The 16201-nt window shown below is 39.9% G+C and carries 15 protein-coding genes; 11 read left to right on the forward strand and 4 right to left on the reverse strand.

Annotated features, from left to right (window positions below; all coding sequences use genetic code 11):
• Window positions 1-3: 3 nt before the first annotated feature.
• From PBAT_RS04910 to PBAT_RS04925, 4 genes are all read left to right on the forward strand, one after another.
• Window positions 4-1149, forward strand: coding sequence for a M20 peptidase aminoacylase family protein (locus PBAT_RS04910; protein ID WP_068647125.1), 1146 nt, complete (start codon window positions 4-6; stop codon window positions 1147-1149).
• A gap of 33 nt (window positions 1150-1182) precedes the next feature.
• On the forward strand, window positions 1183-2310 hold the full coding sequence (solA, locus tag PBAT_RS04915) for an N-methyl-L-tryptophan oxidase (protein WP_068647127.1): 1128 nt from the start codon (window positions 1183-1185) through the stop codon (window positions 2308-2310).
• Window positions 2311-2530: 220 nt separating this feature from the next.
• On the forward strand, window positions 2531-3952 hold the full coding sequence (locus PBAT_RS04920) for a hypothetical protein (RefSeq protein WP_068647129.1): 1422 nt from the start codon (window positions 2531-2533) through the stop codon (window positions 3950-3952).
• Window positions 3953-4204: 252 nt separating this feature from the next.
• A complete protein-coding gene (locus PBAT_RS04925) occupies window positions 4205-4393 on the forward strand; it encodes an aspartyl-phosphate phosphatase Spo0E family protein (RefSeq protein WP_068647131.1) in 189 nt (62 codons plus the stop codon).
• A 103-nt stretch (window positions 4394-4496) separates the two neighbouring features.
• Here PBAT_RS04925 and PBAT_RS24615 read toward each other — a convergent pair whose 3' ends face one another.
• The 3 genes from PBAT_RS24615 to PBAT_RS04935 all read right to left on the reverse strand — a co-directional run bounded on the left by PBAT_RS24615 (window position 4497) and on the right by PBAT_RS04935 (window position 7825).
• Window positions 4497-4628 carry a DUF4023 domain-containing protein gene (locus tag PBAT_RS24615; protein WP_084402834.1) on the reverse strand — a complete coding sequence of 44 codons (132 nt, stop codon included), beginning with the start codon at window positions 4626-4628 and terminating at the stop codon, window positions 4497-4499.
• Between the two features lie 72 nt (window positions 4629-4700).
• On the reverse strand, window positions 4701-5639 hold the full coding sequence (locus PBAT_RS04930; protein ID WP_068647133.1) for a C40 family peptidase: 939 nt from the start codon (window positions 5637-5639) through the stop codon (window positions 4701-4703).
• A gap of 125 nt (window positions 5640-5764) precedes the next feature.
• Window positions 5765-7825 (reverse strand): peptidoglycan D,D-transpeptidase FtsI family protein, encoded by a 2061-nt coding sequence (locus PBAT_RS04935; RefSeq protein WP_248912404.1) that lies wholly within the window; start codon window positions 7823-7825, stop codon window positions 5765-5767.
• 287 nt (window positions 7826-8112) lie between these two features.
• Between PBAT_RS04935 and PBAT_RS04940 the strand changes: the two genes are divergently transcribed.
• From PBAT_RS04940 to PBAT_RS04960, 5 genes are all read left to right on the forward strand, one after another.
• On the forward strand, window positions 8113-9063 hold the full coding sequence (locus tag PBAT_RS04940; protein ID WP_068647135.1) for an ABC transporter permease: 951 nt from the start codon (window positions 8113-8115) through the stop codon (window positions 9061-9063).
• Window positions 9063-10007 (forward strand): iron chelate uptake ABC transporter family permease subunit, encoded by a 945-nt coding sequence (locus PBAT_RS04945; RefSeq protein WP_068647137.1) that lies wholly within the window; start codon window positions 9063-9065, stop codon window positions 10005-10007. The genes PBAT_RS04940 and PBAT_RS04945 overlap by 1 nt, the downstream gene beginning before the upstream one ends.
• Window positions 10004-10762 carry an iron ABC transporter ATP-binding protein gene (locus tag PBAT_RS04950; RefSeq protein ID WP_068647139.1) on the forward strand — a complete coding sequence of 253 codons (759 nt, stop codon included), beginning with the start codon at window positions 10004-10006 and terminating at the stop codon, window positions 10760-10762. The genes PBAT_RS04945 and PBAT_RS04950 overlap by 4 nt, the downstream gene beginning before the upstream one ends.
• 125 nt (window positions 10763-10887) lie before the next feature.
• Complete coding sequence (locus PBAT_RS04955; RefSeq protein WP_068647141.1) at window positions 10888-11886, forward strand: siderophore ABC transporter substrate-binding protein; 999 nt, start codon at window positions 10888-10890, stop codon at window positions 11884-11886.
• Between the two features lie 63 nt (window positions 11887-11949).
• Window positions 11950-12204, forward strand: coding sequence for a hypothetical protein (locus PBAT_RS04960; protein ID WP_068647143.1), 255 nt, complete (start codon window positions 11950-11952; stop codon window positions 12202-12204).
• A gap of 121 nt (window positions 12205-12325) precedes the next feature.
• On the opposite strand, the gene PBAT_RS04965 is transcribed toward PBAT_RS04960, so the two are convergent.
• On the reverse strand, window positions 12326-13420 hold the full coding sequence (locus PBAT_RS04965; RefSeq protein ID WP_068647145.1) for a glycosyltransferase family 4 protein: 1095 nt from the start codon (window positions 13418-13420) through the stop codon (window positions 12326-12328).
• A 188-nt stretch (window positions 13421-13608) separates the two neighbouring features.
• Here PBAT_RS04965 and PBAT_RS04970 point away from each other — a divergent pair, with 188 nt between their 5' ends.
• Together PBAT_RS04970 and PBAT_RS04975 are read left to right on the forward strand one after the other, a co-directional pair.
• Complete coding sequence (locus tag PBAT_RS04970) at window positions 13609-14391, forward strand: YheC/YheD family protein (protein WP_068647147.1); 783 nt, start codon at window positions 13609-13611, stop codon at window positions 14389-14391.
• A 167-nt stretch (window positions 14392-14558) separates the two neighbouring features.
• Window positions 14559-16184: a glycoside hydrolase family 9 protein gene (locus PBAT_RS04975; protein WP_068647149.1), complete on the forward strand. Its 1626-nt coding sequence runs from the start codon at window positions 14559-14561 to the stop codon at window positions 16182-16184.
• The last annotated feature ends 17 nt before the right edge of the window (window positions 16185-16201 follow it).

The following is a 16201-nucleotide window of genomic DNA, read 5'->3' on the forward strand; positions in this document are numbered from 1 at the left end:
GTTATGTTAGAACAACAATTAATTGAGATGCGACGTCATTTACATTCTAATCCTGAGTTATCTTATGAAGAGTTCGAAACAACCAAATCTATTCGTGGTTGGTTGGAAGAAGCGGGAATTCGGATCGCGGATTATTCACTTACGACAGGAATTATCGCAGAAGTAGGCGGTTATCATGGCGGACCGATCATTGCAGTACGGGCAGATATCGATGCATTAGCTATTCAAGAAGATACCGGCTTACCCTATGCCTCATTATTTCCTGGGAAAATGCATGCGTGTGGCCATGATTTCCATACAGCGTCTATCTTGGGGACAGCTTTGCTATTGAAGCGAAGAGAGCATGAATTGAAGGGTACGGTAAGGTTTATCTTTCAGCCGGCTGAGGAAAAGGCCAAGGGGGCTAAACAGGTTATTGCAACGGGGGCGTTGAAAGGGGTGCAGGCCATATTTGGAATGCACAACAAGCCCGATCTACCAACTGGAACGATTGGAATTAAATCTGGCGCACTGATGGCTGCTGCGGATGGATTCGCTGTTGAGGTAAAGGGAATTGGTACACATGCGGCAGTGCCAGAGGCTGGAGTAGATCCAATCGTAGTTGCTTCGCACATGGTTACGGCCCTTCAATCTATCGTGAGTCGTAATATAGGCTCTCTTCAGAGCGCTGTGATTAGTGTAACTCGTATTAACAGTGGAACAGCGTGGAATGTTATTTCAGAATCAGCCATGTTAGATGGGACGATTCGTACGTTTGACATCGAGGTAAGGAATCATGTGTTGAAACGATTTCAACAGATCATCGATGGAGTTGCTTCTGCATTTGGTACAACGGCCAGTGTGAGATGGTTACCCGGCCCTCCTTCCGTTCATAATGATGCTTCACTTGAGTCGCTTGCCATTGAGGCGGCTGAAAGTGCAGGATTGCATGTGGTGACGGCGATTCCCTCTCCAGCAGGAGAGGATTTTGCCTTTTATCAGCAGGAGATTCCAGGGTTCTTCGTCTTTATGGGTACTTCGGGACCGCAGGAATGGCATCATCCTGCATTCGATGTGGATGAGCAAGCGCTATCAATTAGTGCGCATTACTTCGCTGATTTGTCTCAGCGGGCTATTCAACAGTTCCTGCTTAATGATCAATTAGATTAGATAGAGCCATGATAGGGGGCGATTGTCATACGGATGTCATACGACGTTATTGTCGTGGGGGCGGGTTCTATGGGGATGAGTGCGGGGTATCATTTAGCTAGCCAAGGTATTCGAACGTTACTCATTGATGCATTCGATCCTCCACATCATGAGGGGAGCCATCATGGTGAACCACGGTTAATACGACATGCTTATCATGGAGGGTCATCTTATGTGTCTATGGCCCTCCGTGCTCATAAGCTATGGAATGAACTTGAAGAAGCTACGGGTACTTCGTTGCTTATTCAATCGGGTGTATTGAATATGTCTTCTTCAAAGGTGTACTCATATGAACAGCGGCTTAAGGACGCAAGCCAGTTAGGCATACCCCTAGAGCTAATTGATGCAGATGAAATCGCTAAGCGGTGGCCCGGTATTCGACTGACGGACGATTTCACGGGGTTGTACGAGCCGGAAGCGGGTTATTTATTTAGTGAGAAATGTGTTGCAGCTTATCGGCAAATGGCATTAGCGGAAGGTGCTACTCTTTTACCCTATACGCGTGTCGAATCTATTGAAGCGAATGTTAATGGCGTATCGGTCCATACACAGCATGGGGTGTTTCATGCAGATAAAGCGATATTAAGTGCAGGTGCATGGTTCAAAACATTGGAGCCATTCATCAAGCTACCCATCCAGTCTGTCCGTAAAGTCGTAGGCTGGTTCCAAAGCGATGAGTCACTCTTTGACACCAAGAACTTTCCAGGGTTTACTTTGGGTAGTCTGGAAGGTGGCTTCTACGGATTTCCTAGCATCGATGGGGCAGGTGTGAAGATTGGTAGACATGATCTAGGGGCATCTTGGGAGCCCGGTGATCCTTTACAACCATTTGGAGCTTATGCGGATGATGAGCGAGATCTAAGAAATGCACTTGAGACCTACATGCCTTTGGCAGCGGGCAAGCTTATTCGTGGGTCCGTATGTAAGTACGAGATGACGCCTGATGAGGATTTCATTATCGACCATCATCCTGCATATCCGAATATTCTACTGGCAGGTGGATTTTCAGGTCATGGATTCAAATTCTCTAGTGTCGTAGGAGAGATTCTATCAGATTTGACGGTAAAGCAAGCAACACAGCAGGATATTAGCTTATTCTCACTATCTCGATTTCACTTATAAATAAACAATTATGCCGTTTATGATAGATTTGTATAAGGTAGCTCTCATTGGATGAGGCTACCTTTTTTGTGTGAATTTTTACAACGTTTCTGAATAATTATTGGTATATTATTAATTGACCATATATCAATATATTCGTATAATTGTAATTATATAGGAGAGAATACTTAATTTTGTTTTGACAGCGAGAGATCCACTTTTCTGTGATAGGGGTGATGGAATGAGTCCGGCAATCACGATTCGGTCAGAAATAATAAATCATTTAGAGCGTTTTGGGCATTCATTTAGTAGTTTTGGACAAGCTTCAGGAATTAATAAAGGTGTAATCAGCGCGATTCTTAACAATAATCCGCCTAAGCCTATATCTGTGCGGCAGATTGATCTCATAACCAAGGCACTTGGTTATGATGAGGGAGCACTATATGACTTATTTGTAGAAGAATGTTTCGCAAATGAGAAGCCGAATGGTAGACGGATAGGTTCATTTCTAATCCGCTGTTCGGAACTTGGCAAAGAAGACACGATTGCTCAGGTGCTAACTAGGTTAATGGAGAATCTAACTTATTTGACGCTGGTGTTCTCTCTTGCTGAGAATCTGTATACCAGTGGGAAGATGAAGGAATCCATCATATATTATAAATGTGTTGCTGAGCATGAACGGTATCAACATTCGGAGAGGTTAGCGATTAGCCAATATCGTATATTTAGAGCCTCTATTGGACTTGATACGGAACATAATATGGAGGCTACACTTCAGTTTATTCCATATCGTAAGAGATTGCCGGAGAATTATCAGTTAGACGCTTTGTCTCAGATATCAAATATTTACTACGCTTTGAATAAGTGGGACAAAATGGGACAATATGCCGATGAATTGATTGATATAGCTAACATTGTGCTACGGAGTGAGAAGCATAGAATGAGAGGAAAGAGGCCTTATGAGCGATTAGTAATGGATAGACCATTAGTCGTCTATTACGGTTACGGTTATTTGATGAAGGGTGTAGCTTTAGAATATCAGGGTCACTATAAGGAATCTATGAAATATGTTCTTGCTTATTCGGATTTGAGCTGGATTGAAGGATTAGATGTAGAGGGGCAATTAGAAGTGAAGAAATATCAAATGTGGTCGGCTGCCAATGCGTTTACACTTGAAATCCTTATGGGCAATACAAGTGTTCTAACAGAATACACTTTACTATTGCAAGATAATCCAAAAGAAGTTCTTAGAGGGCTTATAACAATTACAAAAGCGGCAAACGAACATGGTTTTACTATAGATGATATTCTTAAGAATTTTCATGATGCTATCCAAATATTTCACGACCCGATTTCAGAATCGAGTGAAAATTATAAGGATCTCTTTGGTTTAATAAGTTTTGCGGATCTTTGTTATCAAATAGCAATATATCAATTTAATAAAAAGAGATATAGAGAAGGTATAAGTAGAATATTACAATCATTTACAATATATGCTAATATAAATAAAAAAAGAGAAATAATTAATTCTATGTCATTATTTGAAATCTACAGAGATTTTGCTTCTAAAGAGGATTTTGAAGAGTATGGTGGGATTATAAAAAGGGGGTGTAACTATGAAGAAAGTAATATCATCTTTAATTCTAGTGATCAGCTTATGTAGCGTTATTTTGATTGGATTACCGATAGATTTGAATGAAATACAACCATTATCACATGGTACTGGTACTGTTACCTAACGTTAATCGTAACCATCTTTTTTCCAAGAGCTACTCGGAGTTCTCCGAGGGCTCTTTTTTGCTATGTGAGGGAGTCAATATAGTAATATTAGTTTAATTGAATATATATACAAATACCAAATAGTTACAATTTGGTAACCTGTTATATTATGGATATTAAACGGGGAGGGAGCATATTGGACATAGGATCGGTATATAATAAGATCGAGTGCATACGAATTGAATTAAATACGCTAGCTAGCATCTATGGTGTTGATGATAAGAGAGTATTAATGAAATCGGAACAGTTGGATCATATCATCAATGAGTACTTTAGTAAGAAGATCGATGAATGTATTGAGCAGATAAATATAATGGATAAATAATAACCAGACCAAGACTATATGGGGATATAGTAAAGAAACTTATAACGACTATGATTACAACGGCATCGTCTCATAGAAGAAACGATACCGTTATTATTTGTGTCTATTTCTGTGTTCCGTGCTGTTTTGTAGGCAATTTTTGACTTGGGGTTCCTTTACCTTGATGCTCCTTATTTCGTGCCGCTTTCTTCTGGGTATCATGTAATTTCTCTACAAATTCATGTGTGTCATCCATTTGTGCTGACCTCCTTAGATTTACTACTCTCATACTATTTCCATGAATGCTCCGATTCATGAATGCCTTAATTTATAAGACACTTCGCATAAAGAGTATTACTTTACTCCAGTAGCCTGTGTCTAATTCACTAATCTGTACGCCTGGTTTACCCCACGTATGAATAAACTTACCATCTCCCATATAAATGCCCACATGACCAGGAATGGCGTTACTTTCAAATCGGTCAGGAACCGTGAAGAAAATTAGATCCCCAGCTTTTAGATTATCCCGTGAAACCTCACGACCCTCATTACCTTGATCTCTGGCTAGTCTTGGTAAGTCCACATTGTACTTTTTGAACACGTGTTGTGTGAAAGTAGAACAGTCAAATTTCTTTGATTGCTCATACGGTTCAGCCCCGAAATCGTAAGGAACTCCTAAAAATGTCTTGGCATATGAGATAAGTTGCCCCGTATCTGCTGATGTGCTAGCGATGCGTAAGGACTTTGTTTGGATTGTATTATTCGTTGGTGAATCGTCATGAAGAGGTGAGATCTCAATTCGATGATATCGTTGGTTCCATTTCACATTCGTATGAAGAAGGTTTGAGAGGGAATCAGATGTTAGATATAACTGTCCGTTCCAACGGATAGGAGCTTCTTTTAGTTGAACGGTTTTTCCTAATGAAGAGGCTTGTTTCTGTCCAAGGTATGCCTTATACATCGGGTCAGTATAACCAATTTGAACAGCTTCCCCAGAATCCTTCATACGAAGGCCGATAGACGAAACGGCATTCTGTAAGGGGATCCAAGTCTTTCCTGAATAATCGGTGTAAAGGACTTGATCGGTAAACGTACCAGATGTAGTAGGAGAAGAGTGGCTACGGGTGCCCTTTGTCTTAACGGTATTAGTAGGAGGGTTAGTATCAGTGGCAGTCTTATTGTTACTGCAGGACATACATAATACTAAGAAGATACAGGTAATCCCTATTGTTACTTTTCGGTTTACATGAGGGGTTGAATTTGGCATATACGGCACGCTCCATTATTCATATAGTAGAACCTCAAGAATAGAGGGAAATGAGAAATAGTATTCCTTTCTCACTATCCCGAGGCTGCTTTTACGTATAATGTGTGCCAATGTATGATTTTTTATTAACGTACAGATAAAGAAGTGCTCTCTGCGATAGGATTGTACTTCTTTGGATTCCCATCAAGACCATATTCTTGATCATATGCGTCAAAGATTTTACGGGCAATGGGTGCGGCACTTTGAGCTCCGAACCCACCCTCGGGCACGACAACAGCGATAGCGAGTTTAGGATTATCACGTGGGGCATAGGCGATGAATATCCCGTTATCTCTCATTTTCCCTTTTGCCTCCTGCTCAGAAGTACCGGTCTTTCTTGCGAAATCGTAAGGAAATCCTTCAAAGGCACTTACTGTTGTGTTCATACCTTGTTTGATTTCTTGCCAGTAGCGCTTATCTAACGGGAATTCATTTAGTACTTCAGGCTTGAATTTCTTAACGAGAGTTCCATCTTGTTCTTTAATTTCATTTACAAGCTGTGGTTTCATTCGCTTACCTTCATTTGCTAACATAGTAGTGTATTGGGCGAGTTGTAAGGTCGTATATTTACCTTGTTGGCCGAAAGAAGCATAAGCTAAGGCTGCCAAATTACTCCCTGCCTGTTTCTTATTCCAGTACTCAAGTATACCAAGGTATTCCTTGGGTAGATCTACTCCGGTAGAAACACCGAGTCCGAATTTTTTCATATACGTATCCCAGACTTTAATTCCTTCATCTCCTGGATATTTCTTATTTAACCTCTTACCGATCATATCGACCATAAAGACATTGGATGATTCTTTAATTGCTTTGGCGGGATCGATGGACCCGAGGACATGGCTAGAGGAATTTCTAATGGGCCACTCAGAACCCTCTTTCCCAATATAGGTTATTCCACGATCTGTATAATAATCATTTATTCCGAATAGATTCTCCTTTAATCCGATTAATACGCTGAGCGGCTTGATGGTCGAACCGAGTAGTAAGAGTGAATCTAGGCCGTTGACAGATTTACCAGAACTAATCGGAGAGATCGTACCATTCTGATAATTATTCTTAATCTTTTCATAGTCTTGGGTAGAGATGTTCTTGCTTCCAGATGATTTCCAAACGTTTGTGTTATAGTCGGGCATGCTAGCCATCGCAATTACTTTCCCTGTATCCACTTCCATCGCTACAGCGTACCCTGTAATGGCATTTGGATGGGTTTTTCCGGAGACTGTATTGGTGTGTAGCCATTGCAACTGATCTGTGATGGCTTGCTCTGCCTTTAATTGTACGTTTTTGTTAATGGTCAAATAGATGTCATGGCCTTTTTGGGGAGGAACTACTCGTTCGACAGCAATCGGCATATTCTGGGCGGTGACTGAAATCTCCTTATATCCGTTCTGTCCTCTGAGTTCATCTTGAAAGGCGAATTCAATACCGTCATATCCGACAATTTCATCCTCAGTATAGGTTAGCCCAGGGTTCTTTTGGGTGTCTTTAACCTTCTGAATCGCATCTATTTCACTATAAATTTCCTTTGAACTTTTAAAATATTTAATATAGCCTACTGTCTGGACAGCTATTGTATCTTGGTTATAATGGCGATTGCTCTCTTCTTTAATTTCAATTTCAATGCCAGGAAAGGCCGTTTTATTTTCTGAGAAATAAGCGATTTCAGCGGGGTTAAGGTCAGTCTTAATGCGTCGAGGCTGATACCCGGGACCCTTAAGGAATTCAAGATCCATTGCATCAATGATATTCTGAGAGGTTAATTTCTCCCCCTCGGGATCTAATGTGAGCAATGCCTTCTCGATTTTCTCAGCTAATTTAAAAGCCTCAGCTCGGACAAGCGGCTTTTTCTTTTTAATTAATATGTCTTCCTTGGCTAAGCTATAATCTTGCATTAATGTAATGAAAAGAGATCGAATAGGGGTAGAATAAGCTAGCTTGGTATGCGTATCATCATAAATAGTCCCTCTAATAGGGGAAAGTGCAACGGTTTTGATTAAACCATTTGTTTCCTTCTCAGTCAGGGTAGCTCCTTCTACAAATTGTAAGATAGCTAATCTCACAATAATGACGCAAAAAATGATGAATGTACTAAAAAAGAATACATTAATTCTCAGAGCAAAGTAGGCTTTTCTTTGATCCTTCTTCATTGATTGATTCATATCGAACATAAGCGCACTCCGATCTCATGAATAAGTTGTTATAAGCAGTAATTGAATGCAAATAATAATATAATTCATTATAACATACCATTTTATCCCAATAAAGGTGGGCATAGACGAACGAAATGGACTATATAATTATTCGAAAAAAGTACAGCTTTCATTGACAATCCCTAGTAAGACAGTATAATTAAATTTATCGTCAATTGATAATGAATATCATTCTTGATTAATGTTCATTAACCCTATATTTCAGGAAGAGTAAGGTAAGAACTATGAAAAAGAGATATTTACTCATTACACTTGTTATTTTTTCATTTATTTCAATCTTCATCGGAGTTAAAGATATCTCTCCAATGGATATCTTCCGCCTAACAGATCAACAATGGCAAACATTAGTAATAAGTCGAATACCGCGTTTAATAAGCATCATTATAGCGGGTATGAGTATGAGTATTGTCGGTTTAATTATGCAGCAGTTGACCCGTAATAAGTTCGTGTCTCCAACGACAGCAGGTACGATGGATTCAGCGAGATTCGGAATTCTTGTCGCTATGATGGTATTCTCGAATGCAACATCGCTACAGAAAATGTTGGTAGCATTTATCTTTGCACTTATAGGAACTTTCATCTTTATGAAAATTCTAGACAAGGTGAAATATAAGGATGCCATCTTTATTCCATTAGTAGGGATTATGTTTGGGAACGTAGTTGGCTCGATTACGACATTTTTTGCCTATAAGAATGATCTCATTCAGAATATGGCATCATGGTTACAGGGAGATTTCTCAGTGATCTTGAAGGGCCGATATGAAATGTTATATATCAGCATTCCACTCGTCATTATAGCGTACCTATTTGCCAATCGATTCACGATTGCGGGTATGGGTGAAGAGTTCGCTAAGAACTTAGGATTGAATTATAAGCAAGTCGTAAATATCGGGCTTGTTATTGTAGCAGCAGTGTCTTCTATCGTAATATTAACGGTTGGGATGATTCCTTTCTTGGGGCTGATTGTTCCGAATATTGTTACGATTTATCAAGGAGATAATCTAAAAAAGAGTCTTTCACATACCGCGCTATTAGGAGCAGTGTTCCTTCTATTCTGTGACATCTTAGGTCGACTCATTATATTTCCTTATGAAATACCGATTGGTCTCACCGTTGGCGTTATCGGAAGCGGAATCTTTATCTACTTACTTATTAGAAGAAAGGCATATGAATAATGAAGGCTAAGTTCAGTATTTTATTCGTAATTGTAATAGTACTTATTGCTTTGTTCCTTTTGTATGATGCAGGTGGTCACTGGGATTATGTTCTTCCAAGAAGAGGTAAAAAGATTCTGGCTATGGTTCTTACAGGTAGTGCGATTGCCTTCTCTACGGTTGTGTTTCAGACGATCACGAACAATCGTATTCTAACACCTAGTATTCTAGGTTTGGATTCCTTATACATGTTGTTTCAGACCTTTATCATTTATGCTTTTGGATCTACAACGTTAACATCAACGGATCGCAATATTAATTTCTTGATTTCTGTTGCGTTAATGATCGGATTCTCGGGCGTGTTTTACAAGATTCTCTTCCGAAAAGAAGGCCAGAGTAACATATACTTTCTGCTGTTAATTGGGATGATACTAGGTACGTTCTTTGGAAGTGTATCTTCATTTATGGAGGTACTCATTGATCCTAATGAATTCTTGATGTTGCAAGACAAAATGTTCGCGAGCTTCAATAATGTGAATACGGATTTATTAATAATTTCGATCATTGGCATTATTGGTGTAACCATATATTTCACGAAATTCATTAAGTATCTAGACGTTATATCGCTAGGAAGAGATCAGGCGGTCAATCTAGGTGTGAATTACGATTATGTTGTCAAAAGATTGCTCGTTGTCGTAGCCATTCTGATGTCGATCGCAACGGCTTTAGTAGGCCCAATTACCTTTTTAGGACTTTTGGTAGCCAATGTAGCTCATCAATTTCTAAAAACATATAAACACAAATACTTAATCTTAGGTTCTATTCTAATCAGCATTATCGCATTAATCGGAGGACAGTTCATTGTTGAGAAGGTATTTACATTCTCCACCACCCTAAGTGTCATTATTAACTTTATTGGGGGAGCATACTTTATATATCTTCTGCTAAAGGAGAATAAGTCGTGATAGAGGTAAGAAATGTTTCCAAACAATATGCAGGTAAACATGTCGTAGATCAAGTCTCACTTCAGATTACTAAGGGGACGATTACTTCCTTTATCGGACCCAATGGTGCAGGGAAAAGTACACTTCTCTCGATGATCAGTCGTCTGATAACGAAGGATCAAGGCGAGATTCTCATTGAAGGACGGGATATTAGCAAGATTAAGAGTAACGATCTAGCTAAGCAAATCTCCATTCTGAAACAGTCTAACAATATTAATATCCGTTTGACCATTAAAGAACTGGTGAGCTTCGGGAGGTTTCCATATTCTCAAGGTAGATTAACTGCGGAAGACTTACAGTATGTGAATGATGCGATTGCGTATATGGATCTTGAGGCTATTCAAGACAAATACTTAGACCAATTAAGTGGTGGACAGAATCAACGCGCTTATATCGCCATGGTCATTGCACAGAACACAGATTATATTTTGCTGGATGAGCCACTCAATAATCTAGATATGAAGCACTCCGTGCAGATTATGAAAGTGCTAAGACGGATGGTTGATGAACTAGGTAAAACGGTCATTATCGTCATCCATGATATTAATTTCGCATCTGTCTATTCCGATTATATCGTTGCCCTGAAGGATGGACGAATTATTAAAGAGGGTGCTACACAAGATATTATCGATCGTACGGTTCTTCAGGATGTGTATGGCATGGCTATTCATATTGAGAACATCAATGACAATAAGATATGTGTGTATTTCGCTTAAATCCAGAACTCTAATTTGGGAAATTATGATGTGCGTATACTCTATATGTAAAGGCGCCAATGTGGAGATTACTAAGCATCAATGATTTTAATAGCATTACAAATACAAGCTAGGAGTGAATTGAATTGAAAAAGAATGTACTCATGATCATAATGACTGTAATGATGGCTGTAGTAATGGCTGCATGCGGCAATAATAATGCTAAGACAGAAACGACTGAACCAGCAGGTAATGCAGCTACACCAACGGAGAATGCAGCAACACCAGCAGAGAGCAAAGAAGTAACGATTACACATAAACTAGGCGAAGCTAAATTACAGACAAACCCTCAGAAAGTTGTAGTGTTTGACTTCGGCATATTGGACTCTCTTGATAAATTAGGTGTTGAGGTAGCTGGCGTACCACAAGCTAACATCCCTCCATACCTTAAGAAATATGAAGATAAGAAATATGCTAACGTAGGAAGCTTGAAAGAGCCTGATTTCGAGGCAATCAATGCGCTTGATCCTGACCTTATCATTATTTCTGGAAGACAACAGGATGCTTATGAAGAGTTGAATAAGATTGCACCAACAGTTTTCTTAGGGGTAGACAACACGAAGTTAGTAGATTCTTTCAAAGAGAATATGATTACATTAGGACAAATTTTTGATAAGCAAGCACAGATTGATGAAGAGTTAGTTAAGATTGATACTTCGATTAAAGATATTCATGATAAAGCAACATCAAGTGGTAAGAATGGACTTATCGTTCTTGCTAATGAAGGTAAACTAAGTGCATATGGAGCAGGTTCCAGATTCGGAATCATTCATGATGTATTAGGGTTTACACCAGCAGATGCTAAGATCGAAGTGTCTACTCACGGACAAAGTGTTACTTCTGAGTTCATAGCAGAGAAGAATCCAGACTATCTATTCGTAGTAGATAGAAGCAGTGTTGTAGCCGCTGAAGGTGCAGAAGCAACCTCTGCTAAGGATACTATTGAGAACGATCTAGTGAAGAATACGAAGGCTTTCAAAGAAGGACATATTGTCTATCTTGATCCTAACTATTGGTACCTATCCGGTGGTGGACTTGTATCTATGGTTGAGATGATCAATGAGATTGGTGCAGCGATTAAATAAGTAACGCCCACACGTCCCTTCCTTCCCTCTCATATATTGGAGTGGAAGGGAGGGACATCATTTATGTCAACTAAATCCCATTACAGAACTGCTAGAAGGCACTTAAATAAACATGTTAAGGTCAAAACAAAGTATGGGAGTACTTTTTATGGGGAAATTATTAAGGTAAGTTCTACAAAAATGTACTTGAAGGTTTCTTCTGTTAAGAGTCATAACAAAGCTCATACCTCATTTGCACCATTCATTCTTCCATTAGTCCTTTTCGATTTACTTGCGATAATTCTAGTGGCTACACCTAGAAGAAGATTATTCTTCTAATAAAGGATATTAACTTATTACCTGCCGAGAGCATGATCTCGGCAGGTTTTTTTATATGCAATCACTTATAGGAATTCTACCTCAATAACAACCGGTACCGCGTTCTTTAGGGTATCGGTTGTTATTGTTCATTGTAATAGAGAGTAGCTAGCTTCGTTGCAGTCTGGTTCCATGTGAATTGTTGTAATACATCAGCGCGGCCATTCTCTCCCATGTTTTCTCGGAGACTTTTATTCTGAGCTAATTCAAGCAGATAGTCTGCGAACCCTTCGGGTCTGCGATATTGAGTTACTAGGTAGCCATTGTGTCCATGATTTACGATCTCCTGAATCCCACCATTTCGTGAAGCAATAACTGGAACACCGGAGGCCATAGCTTCTATATTAACGAGGCCAAAGGCTTCGTGTTTCTGTGATGGACAGACGAAACAGTCTGCTAGATGGTATAGGTTATGAATATTTGCATGGGGTATTTTCCCTATATACGTCATGGGTACGCCCAAAGTTCGAGCCTGTCGCTTAAGACGCTTCAAGTAGGATGGTCTTGCTCTACCTACTACAACCAGTTGTACGGGTATACGTTTACGCACAAGATGTGAGGCTTTAATCAGTATCGGTACGCCCTTTTGAGGAATGACTCTCCCTACAAACAGAATGGTGAAGGCATTGCTAAGTCTATATTTCTTTCTACTTGTTCTCTTCTCAGCGGAAGTACATGAACGGAACCGAAGCACATCGACACCTAACTCAACGATACGAATGTTCTTTACTACATGGGGAAACCGTGAGGTTAGTTTCTGCTGTAGTGAACGGCTATTAGCGATGATGAGGTCTGCTTTTCTTAAGTATCTTGATATTTGTGGCTTAAGAGGAACAAACGTTAAAGAGTGAAGAAATAAAGAAACAGGTATGTGTGGGAACGTTTGTTTAATGAGACTCATATAATATGGACGATTATCGACTTGAATAAAGTCATAGGTTCTCCCTTTCATATACTTAAGGACAGAGGAAATATAAGTTGAAGTACTTCCTGAGGCTACTCGAATAATTCTGACATGACCGATCTGACTCTCATAGGCTAAAGAACGGGTACGTCTGCTGATAATGGTAACTTGATGTTTGGTTGCGAGTTGCTTAGCGATTGCAAGAATACATATTTCTACAGAACCACTACCTGGAACGGGTATCTGCTCTGGAGCAACGATAAGAATGTGCATGTTTCGATCCTCCCTATCTGTAGGTACAACGAAGTTGTTTCTCTAAGATATGCTGTTTCTTTGGAAAAGGTATGGTCTTATGGTCTATGCAAAGAAGTATAGGGCTGAATAGAATATATAGATTTTGGGATTGATGAGGTGGTCATGATCGCTGTAGTTCAATTCATTTAAGGAAAGAGAGGTTGGATATGAAGGGGAAAAGAAAGGGAACGATTACAAGTAAATGGCTCAAGACAAATGCATTGCTAAGTCACAGCGAGATACGCCAATACATTCCAATGACACAAAGATTAACGAGCTACAACCTTTCGTCGATGTTAGCTAAATATGAGATGGTCTATATTAAGCCTGAACGAGGTACGTATGGTAATGGGGTTATACGTGCGGAGGTATTGAAGCAAGGGGTAAATAAATATCAATATCAGATTGAAATGAAAAAGCGAACGTTTAAAGACTATAATTCTTTTTTTCAATCTTTAAAGAAGGTCACGAAGAAGAGAAGTTATTTGGTACAGATGGGTATCCATTTACTGAAATATCAAAAACGTAGATTTGACGTTCGAGTCATGGTTCAGCTAAATCCTAAGGTAGTCTGGGAGACGACAGGCATTATTGGTAGAGTAGCCCACCCTGGGAAAATCGTAACGAACTATCACAGTGGTGGTCAGCTCGTGAATATTGAGAAATTGTTATCTTCACATCTGTCTTTGAACGAACAGAAATCGGTAATAGGAAAAATGAGTAGATTGGGTGTCACGATCGCCAAGCAACTTCGCCAGAAATATCCCGATTATCGGCAAGTTGGTGTTGATGTTGGACTTGATGTGACTATGAAGCCGTGGATCATTGAGGTGAATACGAACCCTGACCCGTATATCTTCAAGAAACTTGCCGATAAATCTGTATTTCGGAAAGTAATGAGGTATAGAAGGCTAAAGGGCCCCATTCGTATCTTGAAAAAGAAAAAATAGTATCGGATTCATCAAATCGTCCTTAATAAGTCAAGACACCATGAAATACCTGATGGAAGTTGAATCAGGTATTTTGATGATCCAACATTTAAACGATATACAATTATTGGAATGTAAGATATATTAAACGTGTATTTTGGCAATGTAAGATGAGGAGGATGCACAGGATGGTTGATAGTCGAATACGTAGCATTACGATCAATCAAATAGGATATCCGATAAATAGTAAGAAGATAGCTATGTTCAAAGGGCGTGGAGGGGAATATCGAGTTATTAATGATGCGACGAAGGAGGTCGTCTATCGTGGGCAGGCTGTAGATCCGATTAAGGATGAAGCCAGTGGAGTCAACGTGTATACAGGAGACTTCTCGCTCATCGAAGAGCCAGGACAATATCATATTGAGCAGGATGGTAGGGAAGCATCAGGTTCCTTCTTAGTATCTGAGCTACCTTATCATAAGCTTCACAAGGGAATGTTGAAAGCGTTCTATTATTTCCGCTGCGGCGTCGATTTAGAAGAGGAATTCGCGGGTGATTGGCATCATAAGGCATGTCATTTAGCTAAAGGAAGAATATATCAACAACCCAATACGTTATTAGATAGTTGTGGTGGGTGGCATGATGCAGGTGACTACGGTAAATATTCAGGTCCTGGGGCTAAAGCCGTTGCTGACTTATTATTAGCCTATGAACTGTATCCTGAGGCATTTAGTGAACCTATTCCTTTACCAGAAACAGATAATCTTACACCGGATGTGCTAATTGAGTGTCGTGTTGAACTTGAGTGGTTAATGAAGATGCAAGAAGCTGTATCAGGAGGTGTATTTCACAAACTGACGACGTTGCAATTTCCTGCGTTAGATGTAATGCCAGAAGATGATTTGTCTGATGTATATTTCTCGCCAATCTCTGCCACGGCTACAGGGTGTTATGCAGGAGTTATGGCTACGGCAGCACGCATCTACATGCCCTTTGATTCCGACTTTGCTGAAGGTTGCTTAAAAGCCGCAATTGCTGCTTGGAATTGGCTAGAGCAGAATCCTTCTGTTCCAGGGTTCACTAACCCTACAGAAATGGAGACAGGAGAATATGGTGATGAACAGGACTTGGATGAACGATATTGGGCGGCAGCAGAATTGTTCCGCTCTACGGGTGACGAGTCATACCATCGTGTGTTTCAAGCACTGGCAAAGGAATCTTTTTCAAAGGTTAAATTAGGTTGGGCAGATATGGGTGGTTACGGTACCATATCCTATCTAATGAACGGGGAAGAACATGTGAATGATAACCTTTATGCTGAATTAAAGCGTAAATGGCTACAGGAAGCGAATCGACTTGTACAACAGGGCAGTCAAGACGGATATCATATCTCGCTACGAACAGAGGATTACATCTGGGGTAGCAATATGCTGGTAATGAACAATGCTATGTTCCTGCTTCTGGCATATGTTCTAATGGGAGATCCAGTGTTCGAGACATGTGCCTTGAATCACCTTCATTATCTGATGGGACGTAATGTACTAGATATGAGCTACGTCACAGGATTTGGAGATCATCAGGTGATGAATCCACATCATCGTCCGTCTGTAGGTGATGACGTAATGGCTCCGGTACCAGGCTTGGTTGTAGGGGGTCCAAATCGTGGGCTTCATGATGATTATGTGAGAGAGCACTTACAAGGGAAACCTGCTGCGCAATGTTTCGTTGACCATGAAGACAGCTACTCTACCAATGAAGTGACGATTTATTGGAACTCACCTACTCTATTTGTGGTTTCTCATTTTAATCGTTAAATAATAATATATTCAAT

Origin of the sequence: Paenibacillus antarcticus, assembly GCF_001637225.1 — a bacterium.
Taxonomy (GTDB): domain Bacteria; phylum Bacillota; class Bacilli; order Paenibacillales; family Paenibacillaceae; genus Paenibacillus_AQ; species Paenibacillus_AQ antarcticus.